The 18,512-nt window shown below is 60.5% G+C and carries 16 protein-coding genes; 12 read left to right on the top strand and 4 right to left on the bottom strand.

Annotated features, from left to right (window positions below):
* Positions 1 to 13: 13 nt before the first annotated feature.
* A complete protein-coding gene (locus tag ACZ9IU_RS24090) occupies positions 14 to 925 on the top strand; it encodes a cupin domain-containing protein (RefSeq protein WP_040125558.1) in 912 nt (303 codons plus the stop codon).
* A gap of 50 nt (positions 926 to 975) precedes the next feature.
* Here the strand turns inward: ACZ9IU_RS24090 and ACZ9IU_RS24085 are convergent, their stop codons facing one another.
* A complete protein-coding gene (locus ACZ9IU_RS24085) occupies positions 976 to 1,998 on the bottom strand; it encodes an NAD(P)H-quinone oxidoreductase (protein WP_040125921.1) in 1,023 nt (340 codons plus the stop codon).
* 23 nt (positions 1,999 to 2,021) lie between these two features.
* Positions 2,022 to 2,969, bottom strand: coding sequence for a DUF6282 family protein (locus tag ACZ9IU_RS24080; protein ID WP_051900656.1), 948 nt, complete (start codon positions 2,967 to 2,969; stop codon positions 2,022 to 2,024).
* Positions 2,970 to 3,087: 118 nt separating this feature from the next.
* Between ACZ9IU_RS24080 and ACZ9IU_RS24075 the strand changes: the two genes are divergently transcribed.
* A complete protein-coding gene (locus tag ACZ9IU_RS24075) occupies positions 3,088 to 3,870 on the top strand; it encodes a helix-turn-helix domain-containing protein (RefSeq protein ID WP_040125559.1) in 783 nt (260 codons plus the stop codon).
* 42 nt (positions 3,871 to 3,912) lie between these two features.
* On the opposite strand, the gene ACZ9IU_RS24070 is transcribed toward ACZ9IU_RS24075, so the two are convergent.
* On the bottom strand, positions 3,913 to 4,914 hold the full coding sequence (locus tag ACZ9IU_RS24070) for a LacI family DNA-binding transcriptional regulator (protein WP_040125923.1): 1,002 nt from the start codon (positions 4,912 to 4,914) through the stop codon (positions 3,913 to 3,915).
* 191 nt (positions 4,915 to 5,105) lie between these two features.
* On the opposite strand from ACZ9IU_RS24070, the gene ACZ9IU_RS24065 reads away from it, so the two are divergent.
* From ACZ9IU_RS24065 to ACZ9IU_RS24045, 5 genes are all read left to right on the top strand, one after another.
* On the top strand, positions 5,106 to 6,134 hold the full coding sequence (locus tag ACZ9IU_RS24065) for an ABC transporter substrate-binding protein (RefSeq protein WP_040125560.1): 1,029 nt from the start codon (positions 5,106 to 5,108) through the stop codon (positions 6,132 to 6,134).
* A 78-nt stretch (positions 6,135 to 6,212) separates the two neighbouring features.
* Complete coding sequence (locus ACZ9IU_RS24060; RefSeq protein ID WP_040125561.1) at positions 6,213 to 8,444, top strand: ABC transporter permease; 2,232 nt, start codon at positions 6,213 to 6,215, stop codon at positions 8,442 to 8,444.
* A complete protein-coding gene (locus ACZ9IU_RS24055) occupies positions 8,441 to 9,499 on the top strand; it encodes an ABC transporter ATP-binding protein (RefSeq protein ID WP_040125562.1) in 1,059 nt (352 codons plus the stop codon). Before ACZ9IU_RS24060 ends, ACZ9IU_RS24055 begins: the two co-directional genes overlap by 4 nt.
* Positions 9,500 to 9,515: 16 nt before the next feature.
* Positions 9,516 to 10,337 carry an inositol monophosphatase family protein gene (locus ACZ9IU_RS24050; protein WP_040125563.1) on the top strand — a complete coding sequence of 274 codons (822 nt, stop codon included), beginning with the start codon at positions 9,516 to 9,518 and terminating at the stop codon, positions 10,335 to 10,337.
* Between the two features lie 358 nt (positions 10,338 to 10,695).
* A complete protein-coding gene (locus ACZ9IU_RS24045) occupies positions 10,696 to 11,787 on the top strand; it encodes a hypothetical protein (RefSeq protein ID WP_040125564.1) in 1,092 nt (363 codons plus the stop codon).
* A 246-nt stretch (positions 11,788 to 12,033) separates the two neighbouring features.
* Here the strand turns inward: ACZ9IU_RS24045 and ACZ9IU_RS24040 are convergent, their stop codons facing one another.
* Complete coding sequence (locus tag ACZ9IU_RS24040; RefSeq protein WP_040125565.1) at positions 12,034 to 13,002, bottom strand: mannonate dehydratase; 969 nt, start codon at positions 13,000 to 13,002, stop codon at positions 12,034 to 12,036.
* 410 nt (positions 13,003 to 13,412) lie between these two features.
* On the opposite strand from ACZ9IU_RS24040, the gene ACZ9IU_RS24035 reads away from it, so the two are divergent.
* The 5 genes from ACZ9IU_RS24035 to ACZ9IU_RS24015 are packed head-to-tail and all read left to right on the top strand — an operon-like array spanning position 13,413 to position 18,477.
* Positions 13,413 to 14,957 (top strand): ABC transporter substrate-binding protein, encoded by a 1,545-nt coding sequence (locus ACZ9IU_RS24035; protein WP_437179079.1) that lies wholly within the window; start codon positions 13,413 to 13,415, stop codon positions 14,955 to 14,957.
* 26 nt (positions 14,958 to 14,983) lie between these two features.
* Positions 14,984 to 16,012, top strand: coding sequence for an ABC transporter permease (locus ACZ9IU_RS24030; protein ID WP_040125567.1), 1,029 nt, complete (start codon positions 14,984 to 14,986; stop codon positions 16,010 to 16,012).
* Positions 16,009 to 16,911 (top strand): ABC transporter permease, encoded by a 903-nt coding sequence (locus ACZ9IU_RS24025; protein WP_040125568.1) that lies wholly within the window; start codon positions 16,009 to 16,011, stop codon positions 16,909 to 16,911. Before ACZ9IU_RS24030 ends, ACZ9IU_RS24025 begins: the two co-directional genes overlap by 4 nt.
* Positions 16,898 to 17,743, top strand: a complete 846-nt coding sequence (locus ACZ9IU_RS24020; protein WP_040125569.1) for an ABC transporter ATP-binding protein — start codon at positions 16,898 to 16,900, stop codon at positions 17,741 to 17,743. The genes ACZ9IU_RS24025 and ACZ9IU_RS24020 overlap by 14 nt, the downstream gene beginning before the upstream one ends.
* Complete coding sequence (locus ACZ9IU_RS24015) at positions 17,740 to 18,477, top strand: ABC transporter ATP-binding protein (RefSeq protein WP_040125570.1); 738 nt, start codon at positions 17,740 to 17,742, stop codon at positions 18,475 to 18,477. Before ACZ9IU_RS24020 ends, ACZ9IU_RS24015 begins: the two co-directional genes overlap by 4 nt.
* Positions 18,478 to 18,512 lie beyond the last annotated feature (35 nt).

The following is an 18,512-nucleotide window of genomic DNA, read 5'->3' as shown; positions in this document are numbered from 1 at the left end:
AAGGGAGATAAAGATGTACGTCCAAAGCGACCCGCGGTCGAGCCTGCAGGGCAGTGCCGCGCAGAAGGATGCCGTGGCGCGTACCAGCTACTTCGGCTCTCAGACCGGCCTTTTCTATCGGGAAGACCCACAGGTCAGCGATGCCAACGGCGACACCTGGATCAGTCGCGGGCAGAACTTCGTCGTCGTCTATAGCAACGGCAAGGAAGGCGGCACCTTTTCAAGAGAAACCCAGCCTGACGAATATGCGTTGATCATCCCGGACAGGGAGACCTCGGTCGAGATTACGACGGCAGAAGGAAGCACGATCGTTCCGGGTTATTCCGTGGCCTTTGTGCCGCCTGGGGCAAGCTCGATCCGACTGCTGACCTCCGGCACGATCGTCCGGTTATTCACTCCGAAGTCGGAGGACCTGGCAAAGGCGGCATCCAACGCCGATGCCTTTAACGGGCCGCACCCCAACGTGCCGCCGTTCGAAGCCTGGCCCGAACCGCCCGGCGGACTCAAGTTGAAGTGGTATACCCTGGACGTGCCCGAAGATCCGTCGCGGTTCGGGCGGATCTATCGCTGCACGACCTTCATGATCAACTATCTTACCCCGCGGATCGGTCCCCGCGAGCGCGACAAGGTCTCGCCCCATCATCACGATGATTTCGAACAATGCTCTCTGGCGCTCAGCGGCAGCTTTACCCATCATCTACGTTGGCCGTGGGCGACCAACATGAATATCTGGCGCGAAGACGAACATCTCTACTGCGAGTCGCCTTCGATCTGCGTCATCCCGCCACCCGCCATCCACACGACGACGGCGGAATCTGCCGGCGTCAATCAGCTGGTGGATATCTTTGCACCGCCGCGCGCGGATTTCTCGGCAAAGCCGGGCTGGGTTCTGAACGAAGACGATTATCCGCTGCCCGAAAGCTGAAGATTGGTCGGGCGGCGGCATCCACTGCCGCCCGACCAATCTCTGGAGCATCATGATCCTGCGCGGGGCACAGGAATGGTCTCGGCAAGCGCCGGATCGACCACCAGCACAACCTTGCCGATCTGCCGGTTTTCGTCGAGGATGGTATGGGCGGCCTGAACCTGCGAGAACGGGACGATCTCGTGGATACGGGTCACGATAAGCCCGCTCTCGAGCAACGGCCAGACCTGATCGACCAATTCCCTGGCGATTTTCCCCTTGTAGGAAGCGGGCCTTGGCCGCAGCGTCGAACCGGTGATCGTCAGCCTTCGACGCACAAGCGCACGAATGTCCACCTCCGCGGTCGGCCCCTGATGGCTTGCGATGAAAACCAGGCGGCCGTCGTTTTTCAGCAGGTTCAGCTGGCGTTGCGTGTCAGGTCCGGCCTGACCATCGAGGATCACATCGACCCCCTCGCCTCCTGTCAACGCACGGATTTCCTCGTCCCACCGGCCGCGGTAATCCAATGCCGCCCGCGCACCGAGAGCGCTGCAGACGGCTCGTTTCTCGTCGCTGCCGGCCGTGGCGAAAAGCGTGGCATTGCGCAGGTGTCGAGCAATCTGGATGCCAGCCATTCCCACTCCGCTCGTCCCGCCGTGGACCAGCAGCGTCTCCCCGTTCCCGAGCCGGGCAAGCCATATCAAGTTGTTCCAGGCGGTAAAAAAGGCCTCCGGCAGCGATGCCGCATCGACAAAGCTGAAACCACGCGGAATCGGCATGCACTGGACCGCCGGAGCGACGCAGTATTGCGCATAGCCTCCGCCGTTGACCAGTGCGCAGACCGCGTCTCCAATCTGGAGCGCATCAACGCCGTCGCCCACGTCTTCGACCATGCCGGCGACGTCAAGGCCGATGATCGGGGAGGCTTCCGGCGGGGCTGGATAAAGCCCTCGCCGCTGCTGCACGTCGGGCCGATTAACCCCGGCGGCGAAGACCCGTATCAGAACCTCCCCCGGCTTTGGCCGCGGACGCGGCTGTTCAGCGATCTGAAGAACTTCCGGCCCGCCGGTCTTCTCGATCAGGACAGCCTGCATGGTTTCGACCGCGGCACCCACGTTCAGCCGGTCAATCCAAGCAGGCGGGCGGGATTGTCTGCGACCATGGTCCGCACCTCCGCCTCGCTGAAACCGAGCGCCAGGCAAAGCTTGATGGCCTGACGCATGCCTTCCACCGGCGTCGGATTGTCCACCTGCCCGAGGTCGGACCCGATCGAGGAGTGTTCGACGCCGGCCGCAAGAATATGCTCCCTGAACTCCTCGGGCGTGTAGGTGTTGAAACGGGAATCCACATAAAGCCCGGCGGACTGCTCGATCAATGCGCCGAGCTTGGCCAGGTCGCGGACGTCTTCATACGTAAAATGCAGGCCGTACATGGGATGGTTGACGAGCAACCGCTTGACGCCGCGTGACCGCGCCTCGTCGAAGAGCTTCCAGATTTCCCATACATGCAGGTGGCCCGACGAGAGGATCACATCGAACTCGGCGATGAGGTCGAGAATCTGCTTCACCTCGTCGAGGATTTTTCCATAGGGGTCGACAACCGTAAGCGCCGGAGAGGGCCGGAGCTCGACATTGGTTGCCAACCGCGTCTTGCGATGCGCGCTGCGGATATGGTTGCCCGCCTGCGCCGTCGGCATCCAGATCAGCTTGGCACCCATCTTCAACTGGGCGTCGACGACGAACGGGTTCAGTCCTCCCGTCGAATTGTTGAGAACCAGGCCACTGAACATCGACAGCCCGCGGTCTCCGAACAAACGCTCCATCATCGGAATGACGGGCGCCACCGAATAGTGGTGATCCTTGAACAACAAAGCGCGCATCCCGGCCGCCGCCGCCTCGTCGGCTGCCTCCATGTGGTCGAGCTTCCGCGGCATGGTCGACGGGCCGGAATGGACGTGAAGGTCGATTGCACCCTTCAACAGACCATTGGCCACGCCGTCGTCTATGCCCGCGATAAGCTGCCGGACTTGTTCCCTATTGCGGTTTGCATCGTCTGCCGAAGCCATGATCTTCCCCTGTAATCAACTAGGCTCTGGTAAAGCGTGACCCCGGGAAACGACAACTTGTCTTGGCTGTCGTTCCGCGTTACGAAACGGTCGCCAAGATGCTACGGGAGGAGGATCCATGGGCATTCGAGCTGTCGAACGCGCGATGACCGTTCTGCAGGAACTCAACCTGCAGCCCATCAACACGATCGCGCAACTGCACGCCCGGACGAAACTCCCCAAGCCCACTCTCGTGCGTATCCTGCGCACTCTCGAAGATGCGGGATATGTCGAGAACGATCCCCGGCAGGGCGGCTACCATGTCAGCGCGCTGGTAACCTCCTTAAGTTCCGGTTTTCACAAGGATCCTCTGGTCGTGGAAGCCGGGCGCGCATGGGCGATCGCAATGACCCGGCAGCACAAGTGGCCGGTGGCGATTGCGTTGCCGGACTATGACAGGATGGTGGTACGTTTCAGCACCGTGCCGGACAGTTTCATTTCGCCGTTCCACAGCACGGTCAACAAGCGGTTGAACCTTCTCACCCGCGGCCTCGGCCTTGCCTATCTGGCTTTTCTGGACAAGGAAGAATTCGAACTGATCATCGGTGTCCTGAAGCGCTCGGACGATCCGGAGAACGCCCTTAGCCATCATCCCGACGAGCTGAAGAGGCTCGTGGGAAGGGTGCACGAAAATGGATATGCCGTCAGGTCATCGCTGGTGGAGCCGAAAAACTCCAACACGATTGCCGTACCCATCATCGGTCAAGGCGATCGGGTGCTGGCGAGCATCGGTTTGACCTACTTCAAATCGGCATTCAAGTCGGAGCAGGAAGCTTGCGAGCGGTATGCCCCCATCCTGAAATCCGCGGCAAAAGCAATTTCGGAGGATCTGGATCGCCTCTCGAACCAACTTGCAGTCTGATTGCTTCGATCTTTCGCTCTGCTCTTAAACGCGGCATCGCAATCAGCCGCCCCGAACCGATCCGCGCCAAACCAGTTCGGCGTGCATCTTCTGAGAGTTGCCAAGTTCCGCGGGCAGGCGGTCAAGCCAGGCTACGGCTTCGGTCGCTATTCGATCGATCGGCTGGGCAAATGTGGTGAGGTTGTAGGAAGACCAGGACGACTGCTCGATGTCGTCGAAGCCGATGACGCAGACATCCGAGGGGATGACGAGGTTGAACTGGTGGCGGGCCGCATCCATCAGCCCACAGGCCAGCAGGTCGTTGACGCAGAAGATCGCATCCGGCCGCTTTTCGCGGGTGAGAAGCCGCTGCGCCAGCACAGCGCCGCTCTGGTAGGTCGTCGGGCCGAAACGCTCCACCGTAACCTCGAACCCATGTTCGCGGCCGGCGGCGCAGAACCCCTCCTCGCGCGCCATCAGGCTTGGTGTCATCGCCTCTGAATTGGCAAAGGCGAAACTGCGACAACCGGCGCGTAACAGCGCGATGAAGGCGCGTCGCGCCGCCTGCCGGTCATTGAGGTTGATCATCAGCGCGCCCTCCCGATCCTCGTCACGGTTGATGAGCACGAGGCGCTGGCCGCTCTTCAGGCAGAGGTCGGTGATCGATTTGTCGGGCATCCCGGAGAGAATGATTGAGGCATCGGCGCGATAACTAATCGCCTGCCGCAATGCCTGATCGACGCTATCGTCCGAACGGTCGGTATTGATCAGCATGGCGATCTTCGACGTGACCTGAAGCTGCTGGGTCAGCGCGCGGACGAGCCTGGCGCGATAGGGCGTGTCCATTTCCGACACGATCAGGCAGACGATACCGCTTTCATTGCGCATCAGCCCGCGCGCGAGGTGGTTGACGTGATAACCAAGTTCTTCGGCGGCCTCCGTAACGCGGCGGCGCGTCTCGTCCGACACGCTGGCGCCGGGCGTAAAGGTGCGCGACACAGCGGACCGGGACACCCCTGCCCGATCGGCGACCTCCTTGGCGCTGACGAAAATCTTGCGGCTCATCGCCACCCCTCCCTTGCCCATCTCATGCCTATTTTTGCAAACGAGTGCAACAAATATATGATGGGGGCAACCAATGCTGCTGGAATTCTTCAGCGATAGGTTATTGACAAGCGATGCAAGTACGTGGAACCATTGCACACGCTTGCAAAGCGGGTGATGTGGAGGCGTCACCAAATCTGGGAGGATAAATCATGCGCCTTGCTCTTATGGCTGCGACTGCGCTCGCGGCTGGCCTTATGACGAATGCCACGGCATCCCGTGCGGCTGAAGAACTCAATCTCATCTGTTCCGCGGATGTCGTCATCTGCGAAATGATGCAGCAGATGTTCCAGAAAGAAACCGGCATCCAGGTGAACATGGTCCGCCTGTCGTCCGGCGAAACCTATGCCAAGATACGCGCCGAAGCGCGCAACCCGAAAACCGATATCTGGTGGGCCGGCACGGGCGACCCGCATCTGCAGGCGGCCGCCGAGGGACTGACCCAGGAGTACAAATCGCCGCTGCTCGGAGAGCTCAACGACTGGGCGAAAAAGCAGGCGGAGGCCTCGGGCTTCCGCACGGTCGGCGTTTACGCCGGCGCGCTCGGCTGGGGCTACAATACCGACCGCTTCAAGCAGAAGAACTACAAAGAGCCGAAGTGCTGGGCCGACCTGCTGGATCCTTCCTTCAAGGGTGAGATCCAGATGGCAAATCCGAATTCGTCCGGCACCGCCTATACCGCGCTGGCGACGCTCGTACAGATCATGGGCGAGGACAAGGCCTATGACTACCTGAAGAAGCTTAACGCCAACATCTCGCAATACACCAAGTCCGGCTCGGCTCCGGTCAAGGCCGCGGGCCGCGGCGAAACCGCGATCGGTATCGTTTTCATGCACGATGCCGTGGCTGTGGCCGTGGAAGGCTTCCCCGTAAAGTCGGTCGCGCCATGCGAAGGCACCGGCTACGAAATCGGCTCCATGTCGATCGTCAAGGGCGCCCGCAACATGGAAAACGCCAAGAAGTGGTACGACTGGGCGCTGAAGGCCGATGTGCAGTCGCATATGAAGGAAGCCAAGTCGTTCCAGCTGCCGTCGAATTCCAAGGCAGAAGTCCCGAAGGAATCGCCGAAGTTCTCCGACATCAAGCTGATCGACTATGACTTCACCAAATACGGCGATCCGAACACCCGCAAGAAGCTCCTGGAGCGCTGGGACAAGGAAATCGGCGCGAACGCCAACTGACGTCAATCGTTCCGCCGCGCCAGGGCTCGTCCCGGTGCGGCGGACCTGTTCTCCTGTTAAGCAAGGTCACTGTCGGCCATGGACAATCGCAACCGCAGACTGGACATCGTGCTGGCCATTGCCATCGCGGCCACGATTGTCCTGCCATGGTACCGGATCGAGAAGGGGTTCTTTTCCTTCTCGTGGCTGCCTGACTTTCCCCGCACGGATGCGGTCGCGCCGGGCATTCTGCAGATGACCATCTACGGCCGCTGGTGGTTGCTGGCCGTGCTTTTCGCCCTCGCCGTGGCGCTCGTCGCACGTTTCGTTGCCGATCCCATGGGGCGCGGCGCAATTCTCGCCTGGGCCGGCGGATTCGGCGTGCTGTTTCTCTCCTTGCAGGGCCTTGCGATCGGCGCCACCGGATGGACCTGGACCATAAGCGAAACGTTGTTCGGCCAGATTGTGGGTGGCCAGTCCTCAATGGGCGCCGGTGCGGTTCTTGCTTCGATTTCCTTCGTGCTGATCTTCTCCTTCGGCCTTGCGGAACGCGGCGCCATGCGTGGCGATGCATTCGTCGTTTCGACCATTTCCATGCTTGTCTTCCTCGTCGCCGTCTTCGTCTTCTACCCGATCGGCAGCATGTTCATCGGCGCTTTCCAGGATTTCAACGGTTCGGCGAACTTCGACGGCTTCAGCCGCAATATCGCGGACTCGTCGATCTGGAGCCTCGATTGCCTGATTGGCGGGGCACGCTGCGGGATTGCCTGGCGTACGCTGTTTCTGGCGATCCTGACCGCGGCCGGCTCGACCACCCTCGGGCTCGCCTTTGCGCTGGTTGCGACGCGTACCCGCTTTCCGTTCAAGAAAGGCTTGCGGCTCCTGACCGTATTGCCGATCATCACGCCGCCCTTCGTGATCGGCCTCGCACTCACCCTGCTCTTCGGGCGCGCCGGCGTGGTCACTCAGGAGCTTTCGTCGCTCCTCGGCGTCGAACCGAGCCGCTGGCTCTATGGGCTTACCGGCATCTGGATCGCCCAGGTCCTCTCCTTCACGCCGATCTCCTTCCTGGTGCTGATTGGCGTCGTCGAGGGTGTCAGCCCGTCGATGGAGGAAGCCTCGCAGACCTTGCGTGCCAACCGCTGGCGCACCTTCTGGCGGGTCTCGCTGCCGCTGATGAAGCCGGGCCTCGCCAATGCATTCCTGATCGGTTTCATCGAAAGCATGGCCGATTTCGGCAACCCGCTGGTCCTCGGCGGCAGCCACGGCGTGCTTTCGACCGAAATCTTTTTCGCTGTCGTCGGCTCGCAGAACGATCCGTCCCGCGCCGCCGTGCTTGCCATGATCCTGCTCTGCTTCACGCTGTCGGCTTTCCTTGCCCAACGTGTCTGGCTTTCCGGCAAGAATTTCGCGACCGTCACCGGCAAGGGCGATAGCGGCTCGCACATTGCGCTACCCCGCGGCCTTTCCATCGGCGTCCATGCGATCGTCATTCCGTGGATGATCTTCACGCTGGTCGTCTACGGCATGATCATCTTCGGCGGCTTCGTGAAGACCTGGGGTCTCGACAACACGCTGACGCTCGCCCACTACACCAAGGCCTTCTCCGTCACCATGCGCGACGGATCGATTGCCTGGACGGGCGTCGCCTGGAATTCGTTCTGGACGACGATGGAAATCGCTCTCATCTCGGCTCCGCTCACCGCCGCCGTGGGACTTGCGACTGCCTACGTCATCGTCCGGCAGAAATTCGCCGGCCGTGAATTGTTCGAATTCGCGCTGATGATGAGTTTTGCCATTCCCGGCACGGTTATCGGCATCAGCTACATCATGGCGTTCAACCTGCCGCCGCTCGAAATGACCGGCACGGCGCTGGTTCTCGTGGCCTGCTTCGTGTTCCGCAACATGCCGGTCGGCGTGCGCGGCGGCATCGCTGCCATGAGCCAGCTGGACAAGAGCCTGGACGAGGCCTCGATGACGTTGGGCGCCAACAGCTTTCGTACCATTCGCAAGGTCATCCTGCCGCTCTTGCGGCCGGCTATCACCGCGGCACTGGTTTATTCTTTCGTGCGCGCCATCACCTCGATCAGCGCCGTCGTCTTCCTCGTCAGCGCCCAATACAACATGGCGACGTCCTATATCGTCGGCCTGGTCGAGAACGGCGAATATGGTGTGGCGATCGCCTATTCCTCGATGCTGATCGTGGTGATGATCGGCGTCATCGCCGGCTTCCAGCTGATCGTCGGCGAACGGCGGCTGAGGCGCGAAAACCGCGTCGCCGGCATTGCCAGCCAAACAATCCCCGCCTTTTCCGAGGAGAAAGCCGCATGATGCAAAGTCCTGGTTCGGTCGTCTTTCAAAATGTCCGCAAGACCTTCGGCGCTTTTACCGCCATCCACGACCTGTCGCTGACCGTCGAGCCCGGCACGCTGGTGACGTTGCTCGGACCTTCCGGTTGCGGCAAGACGACGACGTTGCGCATGCTGGCGGGCCTCGAACATCCGACCTCCGGTCGCATCCTGATCGGCGGCAAGGACGTGACCATGTTGCCGGCCAACGAGCGCGACGTCTCCATGGTCTTCCAGTCCTATGCCCTGTTTCCGCATATGACCTCGCTCGACAACGTCGCCTACGGGCTGGAATCCTCCGGGTTGAACAAGAAGGAAGCACGCCAGAAGGCCGAGCACGGGCTCGAGCTCGTCGGCCTTGCCGGCATGGGTCGCCGCCTCCCGGCCGAGCTCTCCGGCGGCCAGCAACAGCGCGTCGCCGTTGCCCGCGCGCTGGTGCTCGAACCGCAGGTGTTATTGCTCGACGAGCCGCTGTCCAATCTCGACGCTCGCCTTCGCCGGCGCGTCCGCACGGAAATCCGCGAGCTGCAGCAGCGGCTGCAGTTCACCGCCGTCTACGTGACCCACGATCAGGACGAGGCGCTGGCCGTCTCCGACAAGATCATCGTCATGAAAGACGGAGAAATTGCCCAGGCCGGCAGCCCGCGCGAACTTTACGAAGCACCGGCTTCGACCTTCATCGCCGACTTCATTGGCGAGGCGAATGTCCTGCCGTGCGAGATCATCGACATTTCGGGCGCGCACGCGACGGTCAGCATCGAGGGCTTGCGGCATGTCGTGCCGGCGCGCGGCGCAAAGACAGGTCGCGGCAAGCTCGCCGTGCGACCGAGCGCGATCACCCTGGAGCCGGCCGAGAGCGCTGCCTTTTCCGGGCGGATCAGCCATGCGGCCTATCTCGGTGATCATATCGAATACGAGGCGGAAACGAGCGGCGGGACGTTGTTCATCGTCGACCCGTCGGTCGACCGTCCCCTTGCCCCCGGGACTCAAGTCGCGATCGGCTTGAAGAACCGGGGGATCGCCATCATCGCGGAATGACGACAAGGATATTGTCATGAATATACATGAACGGGAAATCAGGGACCGACACGCGTTGGCCGAAGAGATCGCATTGGCGGCCGGCAAGGTCGCCTTCGACTATTTCAGCAAGCGCGAGACCCTGGTCATCGAAACCAAGGGCGATCCCCAGGATGTCGTCTCGATCGCCGACCGGGAAGTCGAGAACCTCATTCGCGATCGCGTTTCCCAAAACTTCGCCGAAGACGGATTTCTGGGGGAGGAATATGGTCTGGTCGGGGGAAGCTCCGGCTATACCTGGGTAGTCGATCCGATCGACGGCACAAGCCCCTTCGTCAGCGGCATGCCGAACTGGTGCGTCTCGATCGCCGTGGTTCACGACAAGGTGCCGGTGGTGGGCGTGATCTACGTGCCCTGTCACAACGAACTCTATTCTGCCTCTACCGGACAGGGCGCCACGCTCAATGGCAAGCCGCTGTCGCTCGATCCGAAAAAGACCGTCCGCAACGCGCTGACAGGGATCGGCGCCAACCATCACGTCACCCCCGCTTCGGTTGCCAAGATCGTCTCCGACCTGCTTGACGCCGGCGGCAACTTTGTGCGGCTCGGCTCCGGCGCGCTGATGCTCGCCTATGTCGCCGCTGGTCGTCTCGTCGGTTATTACGAGCCCTACATGCACGCCTGGGACTGCCTCGGCGGCTACTGCATCGTCAAGGAAGCGGGCGGCTGGCACCTGCCGTTTCCGGTCGAGGGCGAACGGCTGACCAAGGGCGCTCCGGTTCTTGCAGCCGGTCCCGGCGCAATCGAAGACCTGCAACGGATCGCCGGCATCGGCGCGCGAGACATTGCCGCCGCGTAGCCGCACATTCTTGACTGACGCCGATAACGAGGTCGTCGAATCAAATTCCGATTCGAGTGCCTTCGGCCGCCCGGCCGGTCGGTGCGAAAGCAACGGCAAGCCGGCGTTCCAATGACCACCAGCTTTGCAAGATCGGCATCCCTTCATCCACAATCGTGTTGTCGGTCTTCGTGGTGCCGACGGGCGGCGGCTACCTATAGGCGAATAAGCGGGAAAACATCTATTCCGCGAATCGACGAATTGTCCTAACCAAGGCGGGATTTTTGAAGAGGCACTATAACAAGCAGATTGCTTCACCGATGCGACACTAGAGATCAGTCCGATCAACCGTCGAACGACATAGTTGAAAGCCGCCATTATGCCCGCTCTCATTTTGCCGAACCGCCCGCTCTCAATCGCCCGCAACGTTATCTCGACACCTGGAGCTTACTTCTGGTTGGCCCCCATCATTCTCGCACTGGCTGTTTTCCTGGTCCTCTGGCAAGCGCCGGGGGTCCTGCGCGATTTCCAGATCAGCCGGAACCCCTTGGTGATGGACGATGGGGATGTGCAAAACGGGCGATGCACGACCCGCAGGGCCATCTTCACCGATTGCGAGGCGCGGCTCGTCTACAGCTACAACGGACGAAACTACAGCTCTGATGTGGAGATCATGTTCGTAGACTTTCATATGGGAGACTACGAGACGGATCTTGTGATCTCCATCGATCACCCGGAACTGGCGACCATGAGCCTTGGCCTGGACAAGCTCTGGAATCGGATCATCACCCTTGGCCTGTTCACCGCGCTGGTCGGCGGCATGAGCCTGGGAATGCTGTTTCTGGCTCTGCGGATCTGGCATGTCAAACGTCAGCTGCGACGGCCAGCGCTCCTAAAGCCTGTGCCGGTCGAAATCACCGCTTTCGACCGGAAGCGAAACCTCCTCAATATCACCTACAATGACAAGCTCGCCGGCGATAAGACGGGGCGCTCGGTCTACACGCGGATGAGGGACGGCGAAGAGCCGCTGATCGTCGGCGAAGCGAATGGAAAGGCCGTTGGGCTGGCCGTCAGGCACGGTAATACCGCCTTGCCGGTACTTCTGGATGATCGTCTGCAGCGTATCGGGCTGACCGGAGACGAGCGTGACGCTGCGCTTGCCCCATTCGCGCAGTTTAACGGCGGCCAGAGCAGATCGGTGTTGCTCGACGAGGCAAAAAACACCATTTCAGTCGGGAAGCGGCTGCAAATGTTTTTCGGCACGCTGCTGGTGATCGTGGTCGGCGTGTTCGGTTTCTGGCTTTGGTATGTGACCAGTTCGAGCACGCAGTTTCAAAGCCCGGGGATGGACATCAACAACCTGATGCCGGCGCCGTTGAACGAATGGGGATGCGGCCAGCTGAAGAAACGGTTCGGCCATGATCGAGCGCCGTTTGGCTGCGTCGCAAGCGATTATACAAGCTGGAAATAGCAGCCTGGCCGGCGAACGTCTGCTCAGGCAGCATCTTTTGCACACTTAAACCTGGCAATGGCTGCCAGTTATTCCAGTCTGCCGCCCAAGTGGGCATTCGTCTCAGTCCCGTCCGGCTCCATACGGAGCCGGTTAGATTGCCGGCATGGAAGTCCGAGCTCTGTTGCAAGACGGGCTGAGCCCGAAGAACCGCTGAGCTCGGCAGCTTCGATCAACGACGTGCCACATGAGTGGCCGTCGAAGTCGCTATTTCATCGCCTCGAGCAAGGCCACAATATAACCGTAGCAAAAAGCAAAGGCTACGCCCGTGGGGTCGCGGCCGCTTATCGTGGGAACGTGATCCGGCATGATCATGTAGCGATAGCCGACCTCTTTATAAACTTTGAGAGAGCGCACCATGTCCATGTCGCCCTCGTCCGGAAAGGTCTCCATGAAGGAGAGCTTTCCGCCCGCGATGTTACGGAAGTGGACATTGAAGATCTTGCCGCGTGTCCCGAACCAACGAATGATATCGTCGATTTCCTGCCCGGGATTGTCGAGCATTTCGCCGATCGAGCCCTGGCAAAAATTGAGACCGTGATAGGGGCTCTCGCGCATCAGCACGAACTTTTTCAAACCCTCGACAGTGCCGAGCACACGAGTAACGCCCTTGTAACCGGGCGGGGTGTAAGGATCATGCGGATGGCAGGCAAGCCGCACCTTGTTGCTCTCTGCAACGGGCACCACGCGTTCCAGAAAATAGTCGATCCGCTCCCAGTTTTCGTCCTCGGACAGCACGCCCGCCAGGCCTGGCTCGGCCTGCTGGTCGGCCTTGTCCCATCGAAATGCTTCGTTGAGCGACCCGCCTCGCCCTGATTCCATCTGGGTACGTGGGATGCCGATCAGGTTGAGATTGTATTTCACCGACGGGATTCCGGCCTTCGCCGTTTCCTCGATCAACCTGCACACGGCGTCGATCTGCCGGTCGCGATCAGGGCCCTTGAGGAGGATATCCGGATAGGACGCCTTCTCGATGGGCTGCGAGGGAAGCGGAAGCTGGATCATGTCGAGGATCAGCCCGAAGCTTTCGATCTTGTCGCGATGACGCTCGAGATCTTCCAGCTTCCAGCTCGAAGGCGCGCCGGGCGGGTCTGCGCAGATGTGTTTCAACCCCAATTGAGCGAAAACACGGTAGTCGTCATCATCTCTCGCGCCAACTTGTGTGCCAACATACATTTTAACGTCCTCCCGAGCCTCTCACATATCATACGACCTATTATGATTTTTATCGACTGTCGAGCATCTTCGTGCGGTCCGGCGTTCAGACGGGCGGACGGACATATTACGGGGCCACTTCCCGCCACCGGCAGATAGTCTTTCAGGCTTTTCGCCAGAGATCGCGTGATAACGCGCATTATCAAACGGTTATCCTTGGATAGCTTGCCCTGAAGATCTTCGGGGAGGCTCGCCGAAGGTCCGGAAGTCAGCCTGATGGGCTATTTCGGCAATGCTTGCCATCCCCCATAAAGTCCGCTAAGTCATCATACAACGCTTAAAACAAGCGGCGATGCCCTTGGTCAGCTCTGGGAGGAGTTACAATGAAATATCTTTGCACTCGATTGCTCGTCGGCGCCGCTTTCGCTGTCATGTCGTTCGGCACGCCAGCAGCTTTTGCCGAGACGCCGGCCAATCAGCTTGTTATTGCGACTTCGCTTGCCCAGGTTCTCTCGCTGGATCCGCATCAGGCGACGGAAGCCAAAGCCAACGAGATCATGGCAAACCTCTACGATCGCCTGGTTTCCACCGACGGTTCGGGAAAGATTTCCCCGCAGCTCGCCGAAAAATGGGAGATCGACGACAAGGGCATCACGTTCCATCTGCGCAAGGCGGAATTCGCCTCGGGCAACCCGGTCACCTCCGCGGACGTGGTCTACTCGATTACCCGCCTCCTGAAACTCGACCAGGCCGCCGCCGCCAATCTCAAGCGCGTCGGCTACAACGGCGGCAATGTCGAAAAGCTGGTAACGGCGCCGGACGAGAAGACCGTCCGCATTGACCTTTCCGGCGAGGTCACCTCCGAGCTCCTGCTCTATCGCCTGGCAATGGTCATCGCGAGCGTTGTCGACAGCAAGGAACTGAAGAGCCACGTCGTCAACGACGACTGGGGTAATGCATGGTTGCGCACCAATTCGGCAGGCTCGGGCCCTTTCACGCTGAACAAGTGGACGCCGAACGAGATCGTCATCCTCGATGCGAACAAGAATTACGTCGCAGGGCCGCCCAAGATGCGCCGCGTCATCGTGCGCCATGTGCCTGAGAGCCAGGTCGAGCGGCTGATGCTCGAGCGTGGCGATATCGACATCGCAAGTGCGCTGACCGCGACCGACCTTGCAACCTTCACCGGCAAGCAGGGTTATGAAATCCAGCGCGTCCCAACAGGGGGCTTTTACGTCCTGTCGATGAACGCCAGCAAGGAGCCGCTTTCCAACCCCAAGGTCCGCGAAGCGATTGCCTACGGCATCGACTACAAGGGCATGGAAAAGGCCATCATGGGGCCGTACGGCCGGGCACGCACGGTTCCCGTTCCGGAAAACTTCGAATTTGCCATTCCGAGCCCGGATTGGAAGCTGGACGTGGCAAAGGCAAAGGCGCTGTTGGCCGAAGCCGGATACAAAGACGGCTTCACGGTGAACCTGAAGACGATTGCCCAGACGCCGCGCATCGATCTTGCGACCGCGATCCAGGCGTCGCTCGGCCAGATCGGCGTCAAGGTCAATATCATGCAGGGTAATGGTGCGGATATCATCGCCGCACACCGGGCGCGCGATTTCGATCTGCTGATCCCGCAGACGGGTGCCTATATGCCGAACGTCCTGGGCGCGATGGAGCAATTCTCGAGCAACCCGGATAATTCGCTGAAGGCCAACAATGCCGGCAACTTCGTATGGCGCTCCGGCTGGGACATTCCCGAACTGACGGCCATCACCGCCAAGGCTGCGCTGGAACCGGATGCGAAGAAGCGCGGCGCCCTTTACGTTCAGATGCAGGAAATGTTCGTTGCCCAGAAGCCTGCTGTTCTGCCGCTCTTCGAACGATATGAGCCGATCGTTCTGACGAGCCGTGTGCAGGGTTATGTCGGGCATCCGAGCCAGACGACACGTCTCGAAGGCGTCACGAAGACCGATAAGTAACTTAGCGTCAGATCAGGCAGCCGATCATGAAGGAACTTTCGTTAGCCGAGCTGGGACGACGACTTATCCATCTGATCGTCAGCCTGTTCATCCTGTTGTGCGTCACCTTCGTGATCGGTCGCGTCATGCCGACCGATCCGGTCGGGGCCATTGTCGGCGAACTCGCCGATCCGAAAGCCTACGAGGCCATGCGCGTCAGGCTTGGCCTCGATTTGCCGCTCTACCAGCAATTCTTCGTCTATGTCTGGGGACTGCTGCACGGCGATATGGGCACAGCCATCCTGACCGGTAACGCAGTCACCAAGGACCTGTCGCAGGCATTCCCGGCGACGCTGGAACTTGCAACACTCGCGGTGTTGATTTCCACGCTGATCGGCGTTCCTCTCGGCCTGGCCGCCGGTCTTTTCAGGGATAGCGCGATCGACAAGTTTGCCCGTGTCTTTGCGCTGGTCGGGCATTCGATCCCGGTCTTCTGGTTCGGTATCGTGGGGTTGGTTATCTTCTATGCTGGCCTCAATCTGGTCGGCGGCCCCGGTCGCGTCGATGTCTTCTATGAAGGCTTGATCGAACCGACTACGGGACTGATGCTCGTCGATAGCCTGCTCGAAGGCGAGACGGACATATTCTGGAACGCCCTGTCGCATATCATCCTACCGGCCTGCATCCTTGCCTATATGGCCATGGCCTATATCACGCGCATGACCCGGGCATTCACGCTGGAGCAGCTCAACCAGGACTATGTCATCGCCGCGCGCGCCAAGGGCGTCGGCCCGGTCCGCACCGTCATCAGCCACGTCCTGCCCAATATCGCGGTTCAATTGATCACGGTCCTCGCGATCTCTTACGGCAACCTGCTGGAAGGCGCCGTGGTCACCGAGATCGTGTTTTCATGGCCCGGCATCGGTCAGTACATGACCAATGCGCTCATGATCGGCGACATGAACGCAATTCTCGCGGCGACGATCATTGTTGGTTTCATCTTCATGCTCCTGAATTTCATTGCAGACATCGCCTACGCGCTTCTTGATCCGCGCACCCGGGAGGCCGCACGATGAGCAATATCGTTCAGGACGACGCCATCATTCAGCCGCCGGCAATCGGCACCCGGATATGGAACTCGACCTCTCGCATTCTGCACAAACTCGCCGACGAACCACTTGGCATGGTGGGCTTCATCATCCTCGCCATTCTGGTCGTGGTCGCAATCTTTGCGCCGTGGATCGCACCTTACGATTCCGCGGCCCAGACATTGGGCGACGCGCTTCAGCCTCCGAGCCTCGCGCATCTCGCCGGCACGGACGAATTCGGACGTGATATCTTCAGCCGTCTCGTCTACGGCACGCGCATCACCATCCAGACCGTCCTCTCCGTTTCGGTGATTGTCGGCCCGATCGGCCTCGTCATCGGCGTCGTCGCGGGCTTTTTCGGCGGACGCACCGATGCCATTCTGATGCGGGCCACGGATATAGTCCTGTCGTTTCCGTCACTGATCCTGGCGCTTGCCTTCGCCGCGGCTCTCGGGGCAGGCTTGGGAACCGCGATCGTTGCCATTTCGCTGACGGCCTGGCCGCCGATCGCTCGACTTGCACGCGCGGAAGCACTCGTCGTGCGCAATGCGGATTACGTGGCGGCCGCAAGGCTTTATGGCGCTTCGCCATTGCGCATCCTGTTTCTCTACATCGCCCCGATGTGTATCCCCTCGGTGATCGTGCGGCTGACGCTCAACATGGCAGGCATCATCCTGACGGCCGCGTCCCTCGGCTTCCTCGGTCTCGGCGCGCAGCCGCCGCTGCCGGAATGGGGTGCGATGATTTCCAGCGGGCGAAAATTCATGCTCGATTATTGGTGGGTCGCGGTGATGCCCGGCGTCGCCATTCTGTTGACCAGCCTTGCCTTCAACATCGCCGGAGACACGCTTCGCGATCTATTGGACCCGCGCCATGCCAGATCTTGAGGAAATGCCTGTCCTGTCCGTTCGCGGCCTGAACGTCCGCTTCGGCCGAAACTCCATTCCGGCGGTCTCCAATGTCAGCTTTGACGTAGGGCGGGAGCGCATCGGCATCGTTGGTGAATCCGGTTCGGGCAAATCGACCACCGGCCGCGCTATCATGCGGCTCTTGCCGCAGCGCGCCGGCGTGACCGCCGAGCGAATGGATTTCCTCGGCAGCCCGTTGCTGGAAAAGACCGAACGGCAGATGGGCGCTCTTCGCGGCAAGGACATCGCCCTGATCATGCAGGATCCGCGTTATTCGTTGAACCCTGTCCTGACCATCGGAAAACAGGTTGCCGAGGCTGCAAAGCTGCATCTTGGCGTCGGTGGCAAGGCTGCCGTTGCGCACGCCCGCGACATGCTGGCGAGGGTGCGCATCAACGATCCCGATCGTGTCCTGTCTCTTTACCCGCACCAGATATCCGGCGGCATGGGCCAGCGCGTGATGATCGCAATGATGCTTCTGGCGCGCCCCAAGCTCGTGATCGCCGATGAACCGACTTCTGCGCTCGACGTCAGCGTACGCAAGGACGTTCTGACGCTGCTCGATGAACTGGTGCGGGAGAACAATTCCGGCCTGATCCTCATCAGCCACGACATCCGTATGGTGGCTGCTTTTTGCGAGCGCATTCTGGTCATGTATTCTGGCCGCGTCGTCGAAACGCTGAGCAAGCTCGAAGATGCAGCGCATCCCTACACCCGGGGCCTGATCGCTGCGATGCCTGATCCCAAACATCCCGTCAGACGCCTGAAAGTCCTCGATCGCAAATCGATCGAAGTGGAGACCAATCCATGATCAAGGTCGAAAACCTCGATGTCGTCTATGGCTCCAAGGATAAAAGCAATCATGTCGTTCGCGGTGTCAGTTTCGCCGTGAGCCGCGGCGAAGCGCTCGGCATCGTCGGTGAATCCGGTTGCGGCAAATCGACGGTGCTGCGCTCGCTTGCCGGCCTCGAGGGCGCATGGACGGGATCGATATCGTTTGACGGCAAACCGGTCGGCAAGGTGCGGACACGCGACGAGCTGAAGCTTGCCCAGATGGTGTTTCAGGACCCCTACGGCTCGCTGCATCCGCGCCACCGCATCGGCACCGCACTCGCCGAACCGATCAGGTCGATGGGCGCTGGCGACGGTTGGACAAGGGTCGCGGAGGCACTGCAACAGGTCGGCCTGCCGGTGCATTTCGCCAGCCGTTTCCCGCATGAACTCTCCGGCGGCCAGCGTCAGCGCGTAGCGATTGCACGGGCGCTGATCCTGTCACCGCCGATCCTGCTTCTCGACGAGCCGACTTCGGCGCTCGATGTCTCGATCCAGGCGGAGGTACTCAATCTTCTGGCGGACCAGCGGGAGGAGCGCAATCTGACGTTCATTCTCGTCAGTCACGATCTCTCCGTCATCTCCCATATGTGCGATCGGGTCCTCGTCATGCAGAATGGCGTGTTCGTCGACGAACTCACCAAGGCGGATCTGCAGGCGGGCGTGACCCACGCGAGCTATTCCCACGAATTGTTCGACGCAAGTTTTTTGTAGCACCGTGCACTCCGAGCCGACGACGTCTCCGCCGT

The organism is Mesorhizobium sp. USDA 4132, assembly GCF_056279545.1.
This window is presented reverse-complemented; position numbering and strand designations above follow the sequence as displayed.